Source organism: Dietzia sp. 111N12-1 (assembly GCF_001658045.1).
Classification (GTDB): Bacteria; Actinomycetota; Actinomycetes; order Mycobacteriales; family Mycobacteriaceae; genus Dietzia; species Dietzia kunjamensis.
Window position 1 is genome coordinate 63,523 of sequence record NZ_LSSV01000024.1, and the last position, 14,140, is coordinate 77,662.

The following is a 14,140-nucleotide window of genomic DNA, read 5'->3' on the forward strand; positions in this document are numbered from 1 at the left end:
CGGCGTCCCACGCGGCCGCCGGGATCAGTGGCAGAGGTGGGTCCGGCTCGCATCGACGATCGCCCGACCCACCTCGGCGGTGTCGAGGTCCGGATTCTGGGCCGCGATCGCGCTGGTGAGCGGGCGGATTAGTTCGAGGATCGTCTCGTCGTCCGCGCCGTCGGCGATCCCCCCGCAGATGCCGGCGCCCACCTCGATGGTGGTGACGGCGGTCATCTCGGTGGGGAGGCCGAATCCGGACAATTCTGCGAGGAACTCCTGCTCGTCGTCGGTGCGCGGCTCGGGCCTGTCCCGGGCCCCGGTCTGTGCGGAGGTCACGGGTCGGGGCTCGGCGACGGCGGACACGCTGTCGACCGGGGCCTCCGCCCGGGTGCCGCACCCGCCGGCCGCCGCGACCGCGATGAGGGCCGAGGCCGCCAGCACGCGGGATCGGGTGTGGGTCATGCGGTGAGCTCCTGTGCGCTGTCGTCGAGACGGTCCCGTATACCCGAGAGTAGCGGGCCGAAGCCGCCGGGCTGGACGAGGATGAGTTCCTGGGTCGCCCGGGTGGCGCCGACGTACAGGTCCTGCATCCCCTGGGGCGAGCGCGCCAGGACGCGTTCGGGGTCCACCACCACGACCACGTCGAACTCCAGCCCCTTGGCCAACGCCAGCGGCAACACCGACGTGCCCGGCCGGGCCAGTTCGGCGGCCTCGTGGACCGTGGGATAACCGGCGCCGGCGAGTTCGTCGTCGTCGTCTCGACGGGAGTCCTCGTCGCCGCCGGGGTCGGGCACCAGTACCGCCACCGCCCGCTCCGACGGCACCGCCGCGACCTCCTCGGCGACCGCCTGCGCCACCGAACGACCGTCCGGCTCGCGCCACGCGACCGGCCGTCGCCCCGCGCGCACCGTCCGCGGCGACGACGCGGCCGGGTCGATCTCGGCGAGCAGCAGCTCGGCCACGGCGGAGATGGTCTCCGGGGTGCGGTAGTTCACGGTCAGCTCGGACAGCACCCACCGGTCGTCCACATACGGCGACAGGGCATCGGCCCACGAGTCGATGCCCGCCGGGCTCGAGGTCTGGGCGACGTCACCGACAAGCGTCATCCACCGGTTGGGGGAGCGGCGCATGAGCACCCGCCACGCCATGGTGGACAGTTCCTGCGCCTCGTCGACGATCACGTGCCCGAACGCCCACGTCCGGTCCGCGCCGGCCCGGTCGGCCACGGTGAGATCGGAGTCCTCGCTGTGGCGGCGTGCCAGGGACTCGGCGTCGACGACGTCGTAGGCCATGAGCACCTCCGGATCGAGGTCGTCCTCGATGTCCTGCACGGCCGAACCCGTGAGGATCTCGAGAGCCTCCTCCGCCTGTCGGACCTGCTCCGCCCACGCGCGGTCCGCCTCACTGCCATCGGCGGTCGGGTCCTCGCCGAGGAGTTCCGCGAGCTCGTCCAGCAGCGGTACATCCGCCACCGAGAACGCGGCACCGTTCTCCCGGAAGAGCGCATCCTGGTCCTCCGCGACGTAGTCACCCGCCGCCTCGGCGATCCGGTCGCGGCTCGACAGCAGGTCGGCGAGGAGTTGCTCGGGCCGTAGCACCGGCCACCACCCGTCGATCGCCTCGGCGACCTCGCGGGAGGCCTCGACCTCCCGGCGGAGTTCCGCGCGGTCATCCGCGTCCAACAGGGGGCGGGCGGCGTCGCCGAGGTCGCCGACACCGTCGCCCTCCGGTGACCACGCCTCGTCCTCCGCCCGCCCGACCGGGTCGGTGAGCGCGGAGACGTACTGCTCGGTGAGGGCGTCGATGATCCGCGTCGCGAACGCGTCGCGGGACTGGTTGTGGGGTCGCCGGGTCATCCGTCCGCGCCCCCTCGCCGCCCGCACCGTCGCCGGGGTCAGTGTCAGATCGTGTCCCTCCACCCGCACCACGACGTCGGCCTCCGGGGCGAGCTGGCGGGCCCGCACCGCGGCCTTGAGGATCCCCACCATCTCGCCGGAGCCCTTGACCTCCTCGCCGCGCAGTGTCTCCGGTCCGGTCGCCCGGACGCCCGGATAGAGATCGGCGAGCGTCCGCAGGACCACCCCCGACTCGCCGAGGGACGGCAGCACGCGCGCGATGTAGTCGAGGAACCGCGCATTGGGTCCGACGATGAGCACACCGCTGCGGTCCAACCGCTGCCGGTGCGTGTAGAGGAGGTAGGCGGCGCGGTGCAGCGCCACGGCGGTCTTTCCGGTACCCGGGCCGCCCTGGACCACCAGGACGCCGGAGTGCGGGTTCCGGATGATCTCGTCCTGCTCCCGCTGGATGGTGGCCACGATATCCGTCATGTGGGCGGAACGGGCGGTGTCCAGCGCCTCGAGCAGGGCGGACTCGCCCACCACGTCGTCGTGGTCCTCGGGGAGCTCACCGTCTTCCGGAGCCGTGAGGTACTCGTCGTGGATCCCGATCACCCGGCGACCGATCGTCCGCAGGTGACGGCGCCGGTGAGCGCCCTCCGGCCGGGCGGTCGTCGCCAGGTAGAAGGGTCGGCTGTGGTCGGCGCGCCAGTCGAGGAGCAGCGTCGTGAGGTCGTCGTCGTCGTCGCGGAGACCCACGCGCCCGATCCGACGTACCTCGCCGTCCCCCATGTCCAACCGGCCGAAGTACAGGCCCAGATTGGCGGCGCTGAACGCCGCGAGCTCGGAGGTGTAGAGCCGGGCGAACGACTCCCGTTCCGACCGCGCCTGCGGGGTGCCGCCCGACCCGCGCAGGACGGCGTCCAGGCGCGCACGCGTGTCCGCCCGCAACTCCTCGAGGCGATCGAGGAGGCGGCCGAGGTGACGTTGTTCCTCGTCGACGGCGTCGTGTCCCGTCACGGGCGCTCCTTCCGGGGTCTGCGTGGTCGGTTCGGGCAGGATGACCAGGCTACCGGGAACCGCCGGCGGCCACACCGCCTCCCGACGACCCCGCCCGGGTGGGGGCGGGGTCGTCGGGAGGCGGTGTGGCCGCCGGCGGTAGTCCGGGGGCGGTGGCCCGCCCCGGTCGTCAGGGACGGATGACGTCGGCGGCCTTCGCGCGGACCTCGTCCGTCATCTTCTTGGCCTCGGAGGCCTTCTTGCCGGCCTCCTTCTCGAACCGGGCGGACTTCTTCCTGGCGTCCTTGCCGGCGCGGGCCGCCTTCTTGCGGGCGTCCTTCTGCGCGTCCTTCTTCTTGGCCTGCGCGGCCTTGCGGGCCTCCTCGGCCCGGACCGCGGCGAGTCGGGTGGCGACACCGGCCTGGTCGCGGACCTGCGCGGTGTAGGGCCGGGCCTCGTCGGCCGCTGCGTGGGCCACGGCGCCCGCCTGCTCGCGGACCTGGGCGGCGATCGGGGCGGCCTGCTCCCGGGCGGTGGCCGCGCGATCCCGCACGCGAGCGGCGACCACCGGAGCGGTGTCACGCACGACCCCGGCAAAGCCGGACGCCTGGTCACGCACCTGATCGGCGACCTCCGGGGCCTTCGCCCGCACGGTGTCGGCCACCTCGGGAGCCTTGTCGCGCACGACGTCCGCCGCGCCACGCGCCTGATCGGCCACGGTGTGTGCGACACCGGCGAGCGCCGCACCGGCCGCCGCCGACTCGGCCTTCGCCCCGGGCAGTTTCGCGGCCACCTTGTCGCCGGCCTTCCGGGCGCGCCAGGCCACCCCGGGCTGTCCGGCGGTGTCGACCGAGGCGAGGATGAGCCCGCCGAGGAGCGCCACGTCGGTCGCCAGACCGGTGGTCTTGCGACTGCGGGCGTCCTTGTCGGACTCCATCCAGAACGCGTGGCGGCTGACGGTCGAGGGCACGTGGGCGGCGGTGAGCGCGAGCGCCGACAGGCGGGGGGCCTTGCCCAGCGCGAACAGGACGCCCGCGCCGATCTTGACCCCGGCGAGCGCCCTGACGAGCGTCTCGGTGTCCTTGGGGACGGGCGGCACCGACGCGGAGACCGCCTCGTTCACCGCCTGCTCGCCCTTCTCCACCAGCGGGGTGGCCTTGTCGACGAGCGGCGCCGCGTCCGCGACATGGGCCTGCGGATTGCGAAGCGTCTCAACGCCGTCGATGACGAACACCGTGGCGAGCATGGGTCGTGCGAGTCGTCGGATCATCGTTCCTCCTGAATAGGTGGGAGTGCGTGGTCGAACCTAGTCCGAACCCGGTGAGGGCGCCTCCGGTCGCGAGACGGGGCGGCCGGTGGACGGACCGTCACCGGGGGAGTGTGCTGCGGTGATCGCACACCGAGGCGGTTTGATAACGATTGGGTGTCGGCACGCCGGGCGATGGGCACAGGGTCCCCGTCGCCGTCACCACCCGCGCTCCCGCCACTCGCCCAGATGCGGTCGCTCGGCACCGATGGTGGTGTCGTCCCCGTGTCCGGGATGGACCGCGACGTCGTCATCGAGGACGTCGAAGACCCGCGCCTCGAGGTCGTCCATCAGCGAGGCGAACTCGGCTGCCGAGCCCGTCTTCCCGGGCCCGCCCGGGAAGAGGGAGTCCCCGGAGAACAGGTGGGTGCCCGCGTCGGTGCGCAGCACGAGTGCGACGCCGTCCGGAGTGTGACCCCGCAGGCCGATCACCTCCAACCGGAGGTCGCCGACCACGAGCTCGTCGCCGTGCGCGACATGGCGGTCGGTGGGCACGTCGATGCCCCCGGCGTCGCCGGGGGAGGCGATGGTGGTCAGGCCGAGGGCAGCGACGGTCTCGGCGAGACCGATCCAGTGGTCGGCGTGGAGGTGCGTGGTGAGCACCTCCGTGACCCCGGGTGCGCGGTCCCGTAGATGGGAAATTAGTTGCGGCGCGTCGTTGGCCGCGTCGACGAGCAGTACCTCGCCCGTCTCGGTCGACTCGATCACGTAGACGTTGTTGTCCATCTCGCCGACCGAGATCTTGGTCAGCCGTGCGGGGCCCACGGTCCAGCGCTCGCCGGTCAGTCGGCCGCCCGTGCGGCCGGAGTAGCCCTCGGTGAGGGTGATGCGGTCGGGTAGTGACTCGGTGGGATTCGACATAACGGCAGGCTACCGACGTCGGGCGCGGTCGGTGGCCGGAAGCGTGTCGTACTACGTTGGTACCTTCGTCTGCGGGAACGGCAGCCATGCGGCAGGTGCGGCTTTCGCCACGGAGACGTGGCGGCCTCCCGACTCGGAAGGAGAACCCATGGTGGACCGTCTGGTCGTCCGCGGCGCACGGGAGCACAACCTCAAGGGCGTGGATATCGACGTCCCCCGCGACTCGCTGATCGTGTTCACCGGACTGTCAGGGTCCGGCAAGTCCTCGCTGGCGTTCGACACCATCTTCGCCGAGGGCCAGCGCCGCTACGTCGAGTCGCTGTCCTCCTATGCCCGGATGTTCCTCGGGCAGATGGACAAGCCGGACGTCGACTTCATCGAGGGGCTGTCCCCGGCCGTGTCGATCGACCAGAAGTCGACCAACCGTAATCCCCGCTCGACCGTCGGCACGATCACCGAGGTGCACGACTATCTGCGCCTGCTCTACGCCCGCGCCGGGGTTCCGCACTGTCCCACCTGCGGGGAGGTGATATCCCGTCAGACCCCGCAGCAGATCGTCGACCAGATCCTGGAGGGCGAGGAGGGTGCCCGGTTCCAGGTGCTCGCCCCCGTCGTCCGGACACGCAAGGGCGAGTTCGTCGACCTCTTCGCCCAGCTCGCCGCCGACGGTTACAGCCGTGTGCGGGTGGACGGCGAGCTGCACACGCTCGCCGAGCCGCCCGTCCTGAAGAAGCAGGAGAAGCACGATATCGAGGTGGTCGTGGACCGACTGGCGGCAAAGCCGTCCTCACGGCAGCGGCTCACCGACTCCGTGGAGACCGCTCTGGGGCTGGCGGACGGCGTGATCGTGATCGAGTACGTCGACCTCGACGACTCCGACCCCGCCCGGCACCGCAGGTTCTCCGAGCACATGGCCTGCCCGAACGGACACCCGATCGCGCTGGACGACATGGAGCCCCGCGCGTTCTCGTTCAACAACCCCTACGGGGCCTGCCCCGTGTGCGACGGTCTCGGCTCCCACCTCGAGGTGGATCCGGACCTGGTCGTTCCCGACCCCGAGCGGTCGCTCGCCGACGGCGCGATCGCACCATGGTCGGGTGGCCAGAGCGCCGACTACTTCCAGCAGTTGCTGACCGGCCTGGCCGGGGACATGGGCTTCGACCTCCGAACCCCGTGGCAGGACCTGCCCGCGAAGGTGCGCAAGGCCGTGATGGGCGGCGCCCCCACCAAGGTCCGGGTGCAGTACCGCAACCGGTTCGGCCGCGTCCGGACCTACGACGCCAAGTTCGAGGGCGTGATGTCGTTCCTCAAGCGTCGCCTGGACCAGACCGAATCGGAGTCGCAGAAGGAGCGCTACCAGGGTTACATGCGCGAGGTGCCGTGCCCGGGATGCGACGGCACGAGGCTCAAGCCCGAGATCCTCGCCGTCACTCTCGCCGGCCCCGGGGGCACGGAGCGTTCGATCGCCGACATCAGCCGCATGTCCGTGGAGGACTGTGCTGCGTTCCTGGACGGGCTCGAACTCGACTCACGCCAGGCGATGATCGCCGGTCGTGTCCTCAAGGAGATCCAGGCACGGATGGGCTTCCTGCTCGACGTGGGGCTGGACTACCTGTCGCTCGACCGCGTCGCCGGCAGCCTGTCCGGTGGCGAGGCCCAGCGAATCCGCCTGGCCACGCAGATCGGATCCGGTCTCGCGGGCGTCCTCTACGTCCTGGACGAACCGTCCATCGGTCTGCACCAGCGGGACAACCGGCGACTGATCGACACCCTCGTCCGGCTGCGCGACCTCGGTAACACGTTGCTGGTGGTGGAGCACGACGAGGACACCATCCGTTCGGCGGACTGGATCGTCGACATCGGGCCGCTCGCCGGTGAGCACGGGGGCCGGGTCGTGCACTCGGGCGACTACAAGGGGTTGTTGGCCAACTCCGAATCGCTGACCGGCGACTACCTCGCCGGGCGTCGTCAGATCGCCATCCCGGACAAGCGGCGCGCGCCGAGCCCCGACAAGCGTCTGCACGTGAAGGGCGCCCGGGAGAACAACCTCAAGAACGTCGACGTGGTCTTCCCCGGCGGCGTGCTGTGCGCGGTCACCGGCGTCTCCGGCTCGGGCAAGTCCACCCTGGTCAACGACATCCTCGCGACCTCGCTGGCCAATCAGCTCAACCGGGCCCGGCAGGTGCCCGGCCGGCACTCCCGGATCGACGGCGTGGACGGGTTCGACAAGCTCGTCCAGGTGGACCAGTCGCCGATCGGTCGTACCCCGCGCTCCAACCCCGCCACCTACACCGGCGTGTTCGACAAGATCCGCACCCTCTTCGCCGCCACCACCGAGGCCAAGGTCCGCGGGTACAAGCAGGGCCGGTTCTCGTTCAACGTCAAGGGTGGGCGCTGCGAGGCCTGCCAAGGTGACGGGACGTTGAAGATCGAGATGAACTTCCTGCCGGACGTCTACGTGCCGTGCGAGGTGTGCCACGGGGCGCGGTACAACGGCGAGACCCTGGAGGTGCACTACAAGGGCAAGACCATCGCCGAGGTGCTGGACATGCCCATCGAGGAGGCGTGCGAGTTCTTCGAGCCGATCACCTCGATCCATCGCTACCTCAAGACCCTCACCGAGGTGGGGCTCGGATACGTGCGGTTGGGTCAACCCGCCCCCACGCTCTCGGGTGGTGAGGCCCAGCGCGTCAAACTGGCTGCCGAACTGCAGAAGCGGTCGAGCGGACGGACGGTGTACATCCTCGACGAGCCGACCACCGGCCTGCATTTCGAAGACATCACCAAACTGCTGTTGGTGATCCAGGGGCTGGTCGACAAGGGCAATACGGTGATCGTGATCGAGCACAACCTCGACGTGATCAAGAGCGCCGACTGGGTCATCGACATGGGGCCCGAGGGCGGTGCCGGGGGCGGCTCGGTCGTGGCCGAAGGCACCCCGGAGCAGGTGGCGACCGTACCCGGGAGCCACACCGGCCGTTTCCTTGCCGAAGTGCTCCCCGGGGTGGCCGACGGGGAGGACGAGGACGCGAGGGAGTGCGTGGTCACCGAGCAGACGACGGGGAAGAAGGCGTCGGCGAGGAAGTCACCGACGAAGAAGGCTGTCACCACGACGAACCAGTCCTCGAAGAAGCAGGCCGAGAAGACCGCCGAGGCGGGGTCAGCGGCGTCCGCGACGGCCAAGAAGACCGCTGCGAAGGCAGCACGTAAGGCGCGCGCCCTACGCTGACGGCTTCCCGGTCCGGGACGGATGGCCCCGGACCGGGGCCCGTCGGGTCAGCGCGGCGCGGTCAGTGGGCGGCGCGGTCAGCGCGGCGCGGTCAGCGCGGCGCGGTCAGTAGACCGGGCCGGTGAACTTCTCGCCGGGGCCCTCGCCGGGCTCATCGGGGTACGCGCTGGCCTCGCGGAACGCGCGCTGCAGCCCCTGTAGACCGTCCTTGACGACCCGGGCCTGCGGCCCCAGGTGTTCGGCCGACCCGGCCACCAGGCCGGCGAGGGCCGTGATGAGCTTGCGGGACTCGTCGAGATCCAGTCGCGGGCTGGCGGAGGGGTCGTCGTCGGAGAGCCCCAGTTTCTCAGCAGCGGCACTCATGAGGACGACGATCGAACGGAAGATGATCTCCTGTGCGGCGACGTCCGCCAGATCGACGACCTCGACCTCGCGGGCGTCGAGGTGCCCCTCGAGCAGGTTCTCGGCGGCGGCCTGGTCGGTGGAGGCGGGCTGGTCGGTGGTCATGCCGAACACTGTCCCACGGACCGGTCGATATCGTGTCGCCAGCCACCGGTTTGGGGGCAACGCCGACGACTGGTACAGTCAACTCCCGACTGTGGGAACCCGCTACGTAGTGGGTTCCATCGTCCAAGAGGAGCCCGATCTCCCACCATCCGACGCCGGAAGGCAGTTTGATGGTCACCACCCCGACGAGGGGCCGCGAGCGACCGCGGAAGTCTCGTCGTCGACGGGTGAGGAGTGAGAGGCCCCCGGCATCCCTGCCGTGGGGCCTTCTCGGTTTCACCGGCGTACCCGGTGTGGCCCGGGGTCCCTCGAGGGCGGATGCGCGACCGCGCCAGTGGTCGCGACAGAGCACCATCTACCGAGGAGGGCCCATCAGCGCCGAAGCACGTATCAACGAACGAATCCGTGTCCCCGAAGTCCGACTCGTCGGCCCCGGGGGCGAGCAGGTGGGGATCGTTCGCGTCGAGGATGCACTTCGTCTGGCCCTGGAGGCCGATCTGGACCTCGTCGAGGTCGCGCCCACCGCGCGCCCGCCGGTCTGCAAGATCATGGACTACGGAAAGTTCAAGTACGAGGCGGCGCAGAAAGAGCGCGAGTCGCGGAAGAACCAGCAGCAGACCGTGGTCAAGGAGCAGAAGCTCCGTCCGAAGATCGATACCCACGACTACGAGACCAAGAAGGGGAACGTCGTCCGTTTCCTGGAGAAGGGCTCGAAGGTCAAGGTCACGATCATGTTCCGCGGACGTGAGCAGTCCCGCCCCGAGCTGGGCTTCCGTCTGCTCCAGCGCCTGGCGGACGACATCACCGAGTACGGATACGTGGAGACCAGCGCCAAGCAGGACGGCCGCAACATGACCATGGTCGTCGCCCCCCACAAGGGCGCCAAGACCCGCGCCAAGGCGCAGGAGTCCAAGGTCACGGACCCCGCTTCCGAATAGGCCCTCCGCCGCCCAGACCACGGACGCCCGACGTCCGCACACCCGAGGTCCCACCGGGCCTTCCGGGACGAACCATGTGAGGAAGACCGATCATGCCGAAGATGAAGACCCACAAGGGCACCGCCAAGCGCTTCCGGAAGACCGGAACCGGCAAGCTGGTCCGCCAGCAGGCCAACCGTCGCCACATCATGGAGAAGAAGCCCACCAAGCGCACCCGTCGCCTCGACGGCCGTACGGATGTCGCCCCGGCCGACGTCCCCCGCATCAAGCGGCTTCTCGGGCTCTGAGCCCTCCCACCACCGAAGAGACTTCCGGTCGCCCACGAGCGACCGGCCCAAACCAGTGAGGATTGATCAGTGGCACGCGTGAAGAGGGCAGTCAACGCCCAGAAGAAGCGTCGGACCGTACTCGAGTCCACCAAGGGCTACCGCGGACAGCGTTCGCGGCTGTACCGCAAGGCCAAGGAGCAGATGCTCCACTCGATGACCTACAGCTACCGCGATCGTCGTGCGCGCAAGGGCGACTTCCGCAAGCTGTGGATCTCCCGCATCAACGCCGCGGCCCGCGCCAACGACATGACGTACAACCGCTTCGTCCAGGGCCTCAAGCTCGCGGGCGTCGAGGTCGACCGCAAGGTCCTCGCGGACCTCGCCGTCACCGACCCGGCCGCCTTCACGGCGCTGGTCGAGGTCGCGCGCAAGGCGCTTCCGGCCGACGTCAACGCGCCGGCTGCCTGACACCCGCGAATTGACGAACACTCCGCCCGCACAGGGCACGGGACGACCCGCGGATCCGTTCACCGAACGGACCCCGCGGGTCGTTTCCGCATCCAAGCTCCACCGCGCCGCCGCCAGGCGTGAGGCCGGCCGGTTCCTCGCCGAGGGGACCAACTCGGTCGAGGCGGCGGTGGCCACCGGCGTCGCGGTCGAGATCTTCTGCACCGCCGACGCGCTCGACCGGTTCGCCGGCCTGGTCGACGCGGCCCGTTCCGCCGGGATCCCGGTGTCCGTGGCGACCGACCGGGCCCTGAAGGGACTCTCGGACACGGTCACCCCCACGGGCATCGTCGCGTTGTGCCGCGCCGTGGCGCGCACGGCGACCGGGGATCCCGTCGCCGACGGGCCCGCGTCCGGGACCGAACCGCAGCCCCGGTTGGTCGCCGTCGGCCAGGCGCTGTCCGAACCCGGCAACGTCGGCACCCTGGTCCGCGTCGCGGACGCGCTCGGGGCCGACGCGGTCTGGCTCACCGAGGGGGCGGCCGACCCGGAGAACCCCAAGGCGGTCCGGGCGTCCGCCGGCAGCCTGTTCCATCTCCCGGTCGTGCGGCGGATCGCCGAGGACCACCTGATCGACCGGGCGCACCGGGCGGGACTGCAGGTGGCGGTCGCCGATGCCCACGGCGAAGTGGACGTCGAGCGGGCGGACGAGGCCCTCGCCGAGCCGACCGCGTGGATCTTCGGCAACGAGGCCCACGGGGTGCCCGAGCACCTCGCCGCGCGCGCGGATCTCCGCGTCCGTATCCCCATCCGTGGAAGGGCCGAGAGCCTGAACATCGTCACCGCCGCCTCCATCTGCCTCCACACGAGCGCCCGGCTGCTGGCGGGATCATGACCGCGACCCTCACCGCCCGCGGATTCGGCGCCACCCGCGGGGCGCGGACCCTGTTCGACGGGCTCGACCTCGTCGTCGCACCCGGAGACGTCTGGGGCCTCACCGGACCTAACGGCGCCGGAAAGTCCACTCTCCTCCACGCGCTGGCCGGCGACCCCGTCGCCGAGATGACGGGACAGCTCACCCTCAGCCCGCCGGACGCCACGGTCGGGCTCCTCCGACAGGAGGTGGAGCGCGACGACGACGAGGTGGTCCGCGACTTCCTGCACCGCGTCACCGGCGTCGCGGACGCGCTCGAGCGGATGAACGCGCTGGCAGGGCAGATGGCGGATTCCGACTCGGCCGCCGACGCCTACGGGGACGCCCTGGAGCGCTGGTTGGCGCTCGGCGGTGGCGACCTCGACGAGCGGATCCCCGTCACCGCAGCCCGGCTGGGGCTGGACGACACGGTCCCGGACCTGCCGATGTCGGCGCTGTCGGGAGGGCAGGCCGCCCGCGTGAACCTCGGCGCCGTGCTGCTCAGCCAGTACGACATCCTGCTGCTGGACGAGCCCACCAACGACCTCGACCTGGCGGGGTTGGCCGTCCTCGAGGATTTCATGCAGGCCGAACGGCGCCCGATGGTGGTGGTCAGCCACGACCGCGAGTTCCTGGCCAGGTGCGTCACCGGCATCGTCGAACTGGACTCGGCCCAGCAGCAGATCGCCGTCTTCGACGGCGGCTACGAGGCATACCTCGCCGAACGGGCGCTGGCACGGCAACGGGCCCGCGACGCCTACGAGGAGTACGCGGGCCGGGTCGATCAGCTGAAGGACCGCGTGCAGACACAGAAATCCTGGCTGGACAAGGGCGTGCGCAACACGATGCGCAAGACCGGCGGAAAGGACGCGGAGCGCGACAAGCACATCCGGAACCGGGCGGGCCAGCGCTCCGAGAAGCAGGCCGCCAAGATCTCCCAGTCCGAGCGGGCGATGGAACGCCTCGAGGTGGTCGCCGAACCGCGCAAGGAGTGGGAGCTCCAGATGGAGATCGCGACGGCGCCCCGCTCCGGTTCCGTGGTGGCCGTGCTCGCCGAGGCCGTCGTGCGCCGCGGCGACTTCGTCCTCGGCCCGGTGACCCTGCAGATCGATGCCGGGGACCGGATCCTCATCAGCGGCTCCAACGGCTCGGGCAAGACCACGCTGCTCGCCGCGATCACCGGGGAGCGGGCGGTCGACTCGGGCCGCGCGACCGTCGGGTCGGGGGTCCAGCCCGGGACGGTGGACCAGGCACGGACGGAGTTCGGCGGGCCGGACCCGCTGCTGGACACGTTCTGCGTCGCCGCCGACCCGGCCGGCCTCGACCCCACCGAGGCCCGCACCCTGCTCGCCAAGTTCGGGCTCGGTGGAGAGCACGTCGCCCGCGCCTGCGCGTCACTGTCACCGGGGGAGCGGACCCGTGCCGCGCTGGCCCTCCTGCAGCAGCGCGGGGTGAACCTGCTGGTGCTGGACGAGCCGACCAACCATCTGGACCTGCCGGCGATCGAGCAACTCGAGCAGGCCGTGGACGCGTTCGGCGGCACGGTCCTTCTCATCACCCACGACCGGCGGATGCGGGACGCCTTCCGCGCGACCCGCGAGCTGCTGGTCGACGCCGGGTCGGTGCGGGAACGACACTGACGCGGCTCCCCCCGGCCATCGCCGGGGGGAGCGGGGGCGGAACCGGGGATCGACTAGTCTTGGCCCCGATGCGGGGCGGTCGACGGAAGTCCGCCGTGACGGGGAGGACGAGGGCACCGGTGAGCGAAGACACAGGCGAGGTCCGGATCGACGAGGAGTCGCTGGCGCGGTACTCCGCGGACGCCGAGGCCGCGTTCGCCGCCGCGGCGGATCTCGAGGCGCTGGCCGCCGCCAAGACGGCGCACCTCGGTGACCGCAGCCCCATCGCCCTGGGTCGTCGTACCCTCGGCTCTCTCCCCAAGGAGCAGAAGGCGTCCGCGGGCAAGGCCGTCAACGTGGCACGGACCCGGGTCCAGCAGGCGTATGACTCCCGCCTGGCCGAACTGCAGGCCGAGCGGGACGCCGCCGTCCTCGTGGCCGAGACGCTCGACCTGACGGTCCCGTCGGGGCGCGCGCCGGTGGGCGCGCAGCACCCCATCACCATCATCACCGAGCAGGTCGCGGACGTGTTCGTGGCCATGGGGTGGGAGATCACGGAGGGGCCCGAGGTCGAGGCGGAGCACTACAACTTCGATGCGCTCAACTTCCTTCCCGACCACCCGGCGCGCACCCTCCAGGACACCTTCCACATCGCGCCCGAGGGCAGCCGGCAGGTGCTGCGCACCCACACCTCGCCGGTGCAGATCCGCACCATGCTCGACCGGGAACCGCCCATCTATGTGGCGTGCCCCGGGCGGACGTTCCGCACCGACGAACTCGACGCCACCCACACCCCGGTGTTCCACCAGGTCGAGGGACTGGCCATCGACAAGGGCCTGACCATGGCGCACCTGCGCGGCTCACTCGACGCGTTCGCCCGCGCGCTGTTCGGCCCGGAGACCCGCACCCGCATGCGGCCCAACTACTTCCCGTTCACCGAGCCCTCCGCAGAGGTCGACGTGTGGTTCCCGCGCAAGAAGGGCGGCGCCGGCTGGGTCGAGTGGGGCGGCTGCGGCATGGTGCACCCCAACGTGCTCATCGCCTGCGGGATCGACCCCGAGGAGTACTCGGGATTCGCGTTCGGCATGGGCCTGGAGCGCACCCTGCAGTTCCGCAACGGACTGTCCGACATGCGGGACATGGTCGAGGGCGACGTGCGGTTCTCGCTGCCCTTCGGCGTCCGGTACTAAACCCGCGGTACCGATCCACCCCCACCCCAGAAGACGAAGGACCCC

General features: G+C 70.8%; 12 protein-coding genes. 7 read left to right on the forward strand and 5 right to left on the reverse strand.

Annotated elements, in window-relative coordinates:
* Window positions 1-24: 24 nt before the first annotated feature.
* From AYO52_RS04990 to AYO52_RS05005, 4 genes are all read right to left on the reverse strand, one after another.
* Window positions 25-444 (reverse strand): DUF732 domain-containing protein, encoded by a 420-nt coding sequence (locus tag AYO52_RS04990; protein ID WP_253701899.1) that lies wholly within the window; start codon window positions 442-444, stop codon window positions 25-27.
* A complete protein-coding gene (locus AYO52_RS04995; RefSeq protein ID WP_067714036.1) occupies window positions 441-2,837 on the reverse strand; it encodes an ATP-binding domain-containing protein in 2,397 nt (798 codons plus the stop codon). Before AYO52_RS04995 ends, AYO52_RS04990 begins: the two co-directional genes overlap by 4 nt.
* A 169-nt stretch (window positions 2,838-3,006) precedes the next feature.
* The gene (locus AYO52_RS05000) at window positions 3,007-4,086 is read right to left on the reverse strand and encodes a DoxX family protein (protein ID WP_067714039.1); all 1,080 of its coding nucleotides are present in this window, start codon (window positions 4,084-4,086) and stop codon (window positions 3,007-3,009) included.
* Between the two features lie 195 nt (window positions 4,087-4,281).
* Window positions 4,282-4,983, reverse strand: coding sequence for an MBL fold metallo-hydrolase (locus AYO52_RS05005; protein ID WP_067714044.1), 702 nt, complete (start codon window positions 4,981-4,983; stop codon window positions 4,282-4,284).
* A 148-nt stretch (window positions 4,984-5,131) separates the two neighbouring features.
* Between AYO52_RS05005 and uvrA the strand changes: the two genes are divergently transcribed.
* Window positions 5,132-8,212, forward strand: a complete 3,081-nt coding sequence (gene uvrA, locus AYO52_RS05010; RefSeq protein ID WP_067714047.1) for an excinuclease ABC subunit UvrA — start codon at window positions 5,132-5,134, stop codon at window positions 8,210-8,212.
* A 105-nt stretch (window positions 8,213-8,317) separates the two neighbouring features.
* On the opposite strand, the gene AYO52_RS05015 is transcribed toward uvrA, so the two are convergent.
* A complete protein-coding gene (locus tag AYO52_RS05015; protein ID WP_067714127.1) occupies window positions 8,318-8,719 on the reverse strand; it encodes a DUF1844 domain-containing protein in 402 nt (133 codons plus the stop codon).
* 353 nt (window positions 8,720-9,072) lie between these two features.
* Here AYO52_RS05015 and infC point away from each other — a divergent pair, with 353 nt between their 5' ends.
* The 6 genes from infC to pheS all read left to right on the forward strand — a co-directional run bounded on the left by infC (window position 9,073) and on the right by pheS (window position 14,095).
* Window positions 9,073-9,657, forward strand: coding sequence for a translation initiation factor IF-3 (infC, locus tag AYO52_RS05020; RefSeq protein ID WP_082923789.1), 585 nt, complete (start codon window positions 9,073-9,075; stop codon window positions 9,655-9,657).
* 92 nt (window positions 9,658-9,749) lie between these two features.
* Window positions 9,750-9,944, forward strand: coding sequence for a 50S ribosomal protein L35 (gene rpmI, locus AYO52_RS05025; RefSeq protein ID WP_007630819.1), 195 nt, complete (start codon window positions 9,750-9,752; stop codon window positions 9,942-9,944).
* Window positions 9,945-10,013: 69 nt separating this feature from the next.
* Window positions 10,014-10,394, forward strand: coding sequence for a 50S ribosomal protein L20 (gene rplT / locus AYO52_RS05030; RefSeq protein WP_007630820.1), 381 nt, complete (start codon window positions 10,014-10,016; stop codon window positions 10,392-10,394).
* Window positions 10,395-10,404: 10 nt separating this feature from the next.
* The gene (locus AYO52_RS05035) at window positions 10,405-11,268 is read left to right on the forward strand and encodes an RNA methyltransferase (RefSeq protein WP_067714052.1); all 864 of its coding nucleotides are present in this window, start codon (window positions 10,405-10,407) and stop codon (window positions 11,266-11,268) included.
* A complete protein-coding gene (locus tag AYO52_RS05040; protein ID WP_067714054.1) occupies window positions 11,265-12,926 on the forward strand; it encodes an ABC-F family ATP-binding cassette domain-containing protein in 1,662 nt (553 codons plus the stop codon). Before AYO52_RS05035 ends, AYO52_RS05040 begins: the two co-directional genes overlap by 4 nt.
* Before the next feature lie 119 nt (window positions 12,927-13,045).
* Window positions 13,046-14,095: a phenylalanine--tRNA ligase subunit alpha gene (gene pheS / locus AYO52_RS05045; protein ID WP_067714075.1), complete on the forward strand. Its 1,050-nt coding sequence runs from the start codon at window positions 13,046-13,048 to the stop codon at window positions 14,093-14,095.
* Window positions 14,096-14,140 lie beyond the last annotated feature (45 nt).

Bases quoted from the DNA above. Each gene is read 5' to 3' on its own strand.
- AYO52_RS04990 (WP_253701899.1), bottom strand. From the start codon at position 444: ATGACCCACACCCGATCCCGCGTGCTGGCGGCCTCGGCCCTCATCGCG.
- AYO52_RS05000 (WP_067714039.1), bottom strand. From the start codon at position 4,086: ATGATCCGACGACTCGCACGACCCATGCTCGCCACGGTGTTCGTCATC.
- AYO52_RS05005 (WP_067714044.1), bottom strand. From the start codon at position 4,983: ATGTCGAATCCCACCGAGTCACTACCCGACCGCATCACCCTCACCGAG.
- uvrA (WP_067714047.1), top strand. From the start codon at position 5,132: ATGGTGGACCGTCTGGTCGTCCGCGGCGCACGGGAGCACAACCTCAAG.
- AYO52_RS05015 (WP_067714127.1), bottom strand. From the start codon at position 8,719: ATGACCACCGACCAGCCCGCCTCCACCGACCAGGCCGCCGCCGAGAAC.
- rpmI (WP_007630819.1), top strand. From the start codon at position 9,750: ATGCCGAAGATGAAGACCCACAAGGGCACCGCCAAGCGCTTCCGGAAG.
- AYO52_RS05040 (WP_067714054.1), top strand. From the start codon at position 11,265: ATGACCGCGACCCTCACCGCCCGCGGATTCGGCGCCACCCGCGGGGCG.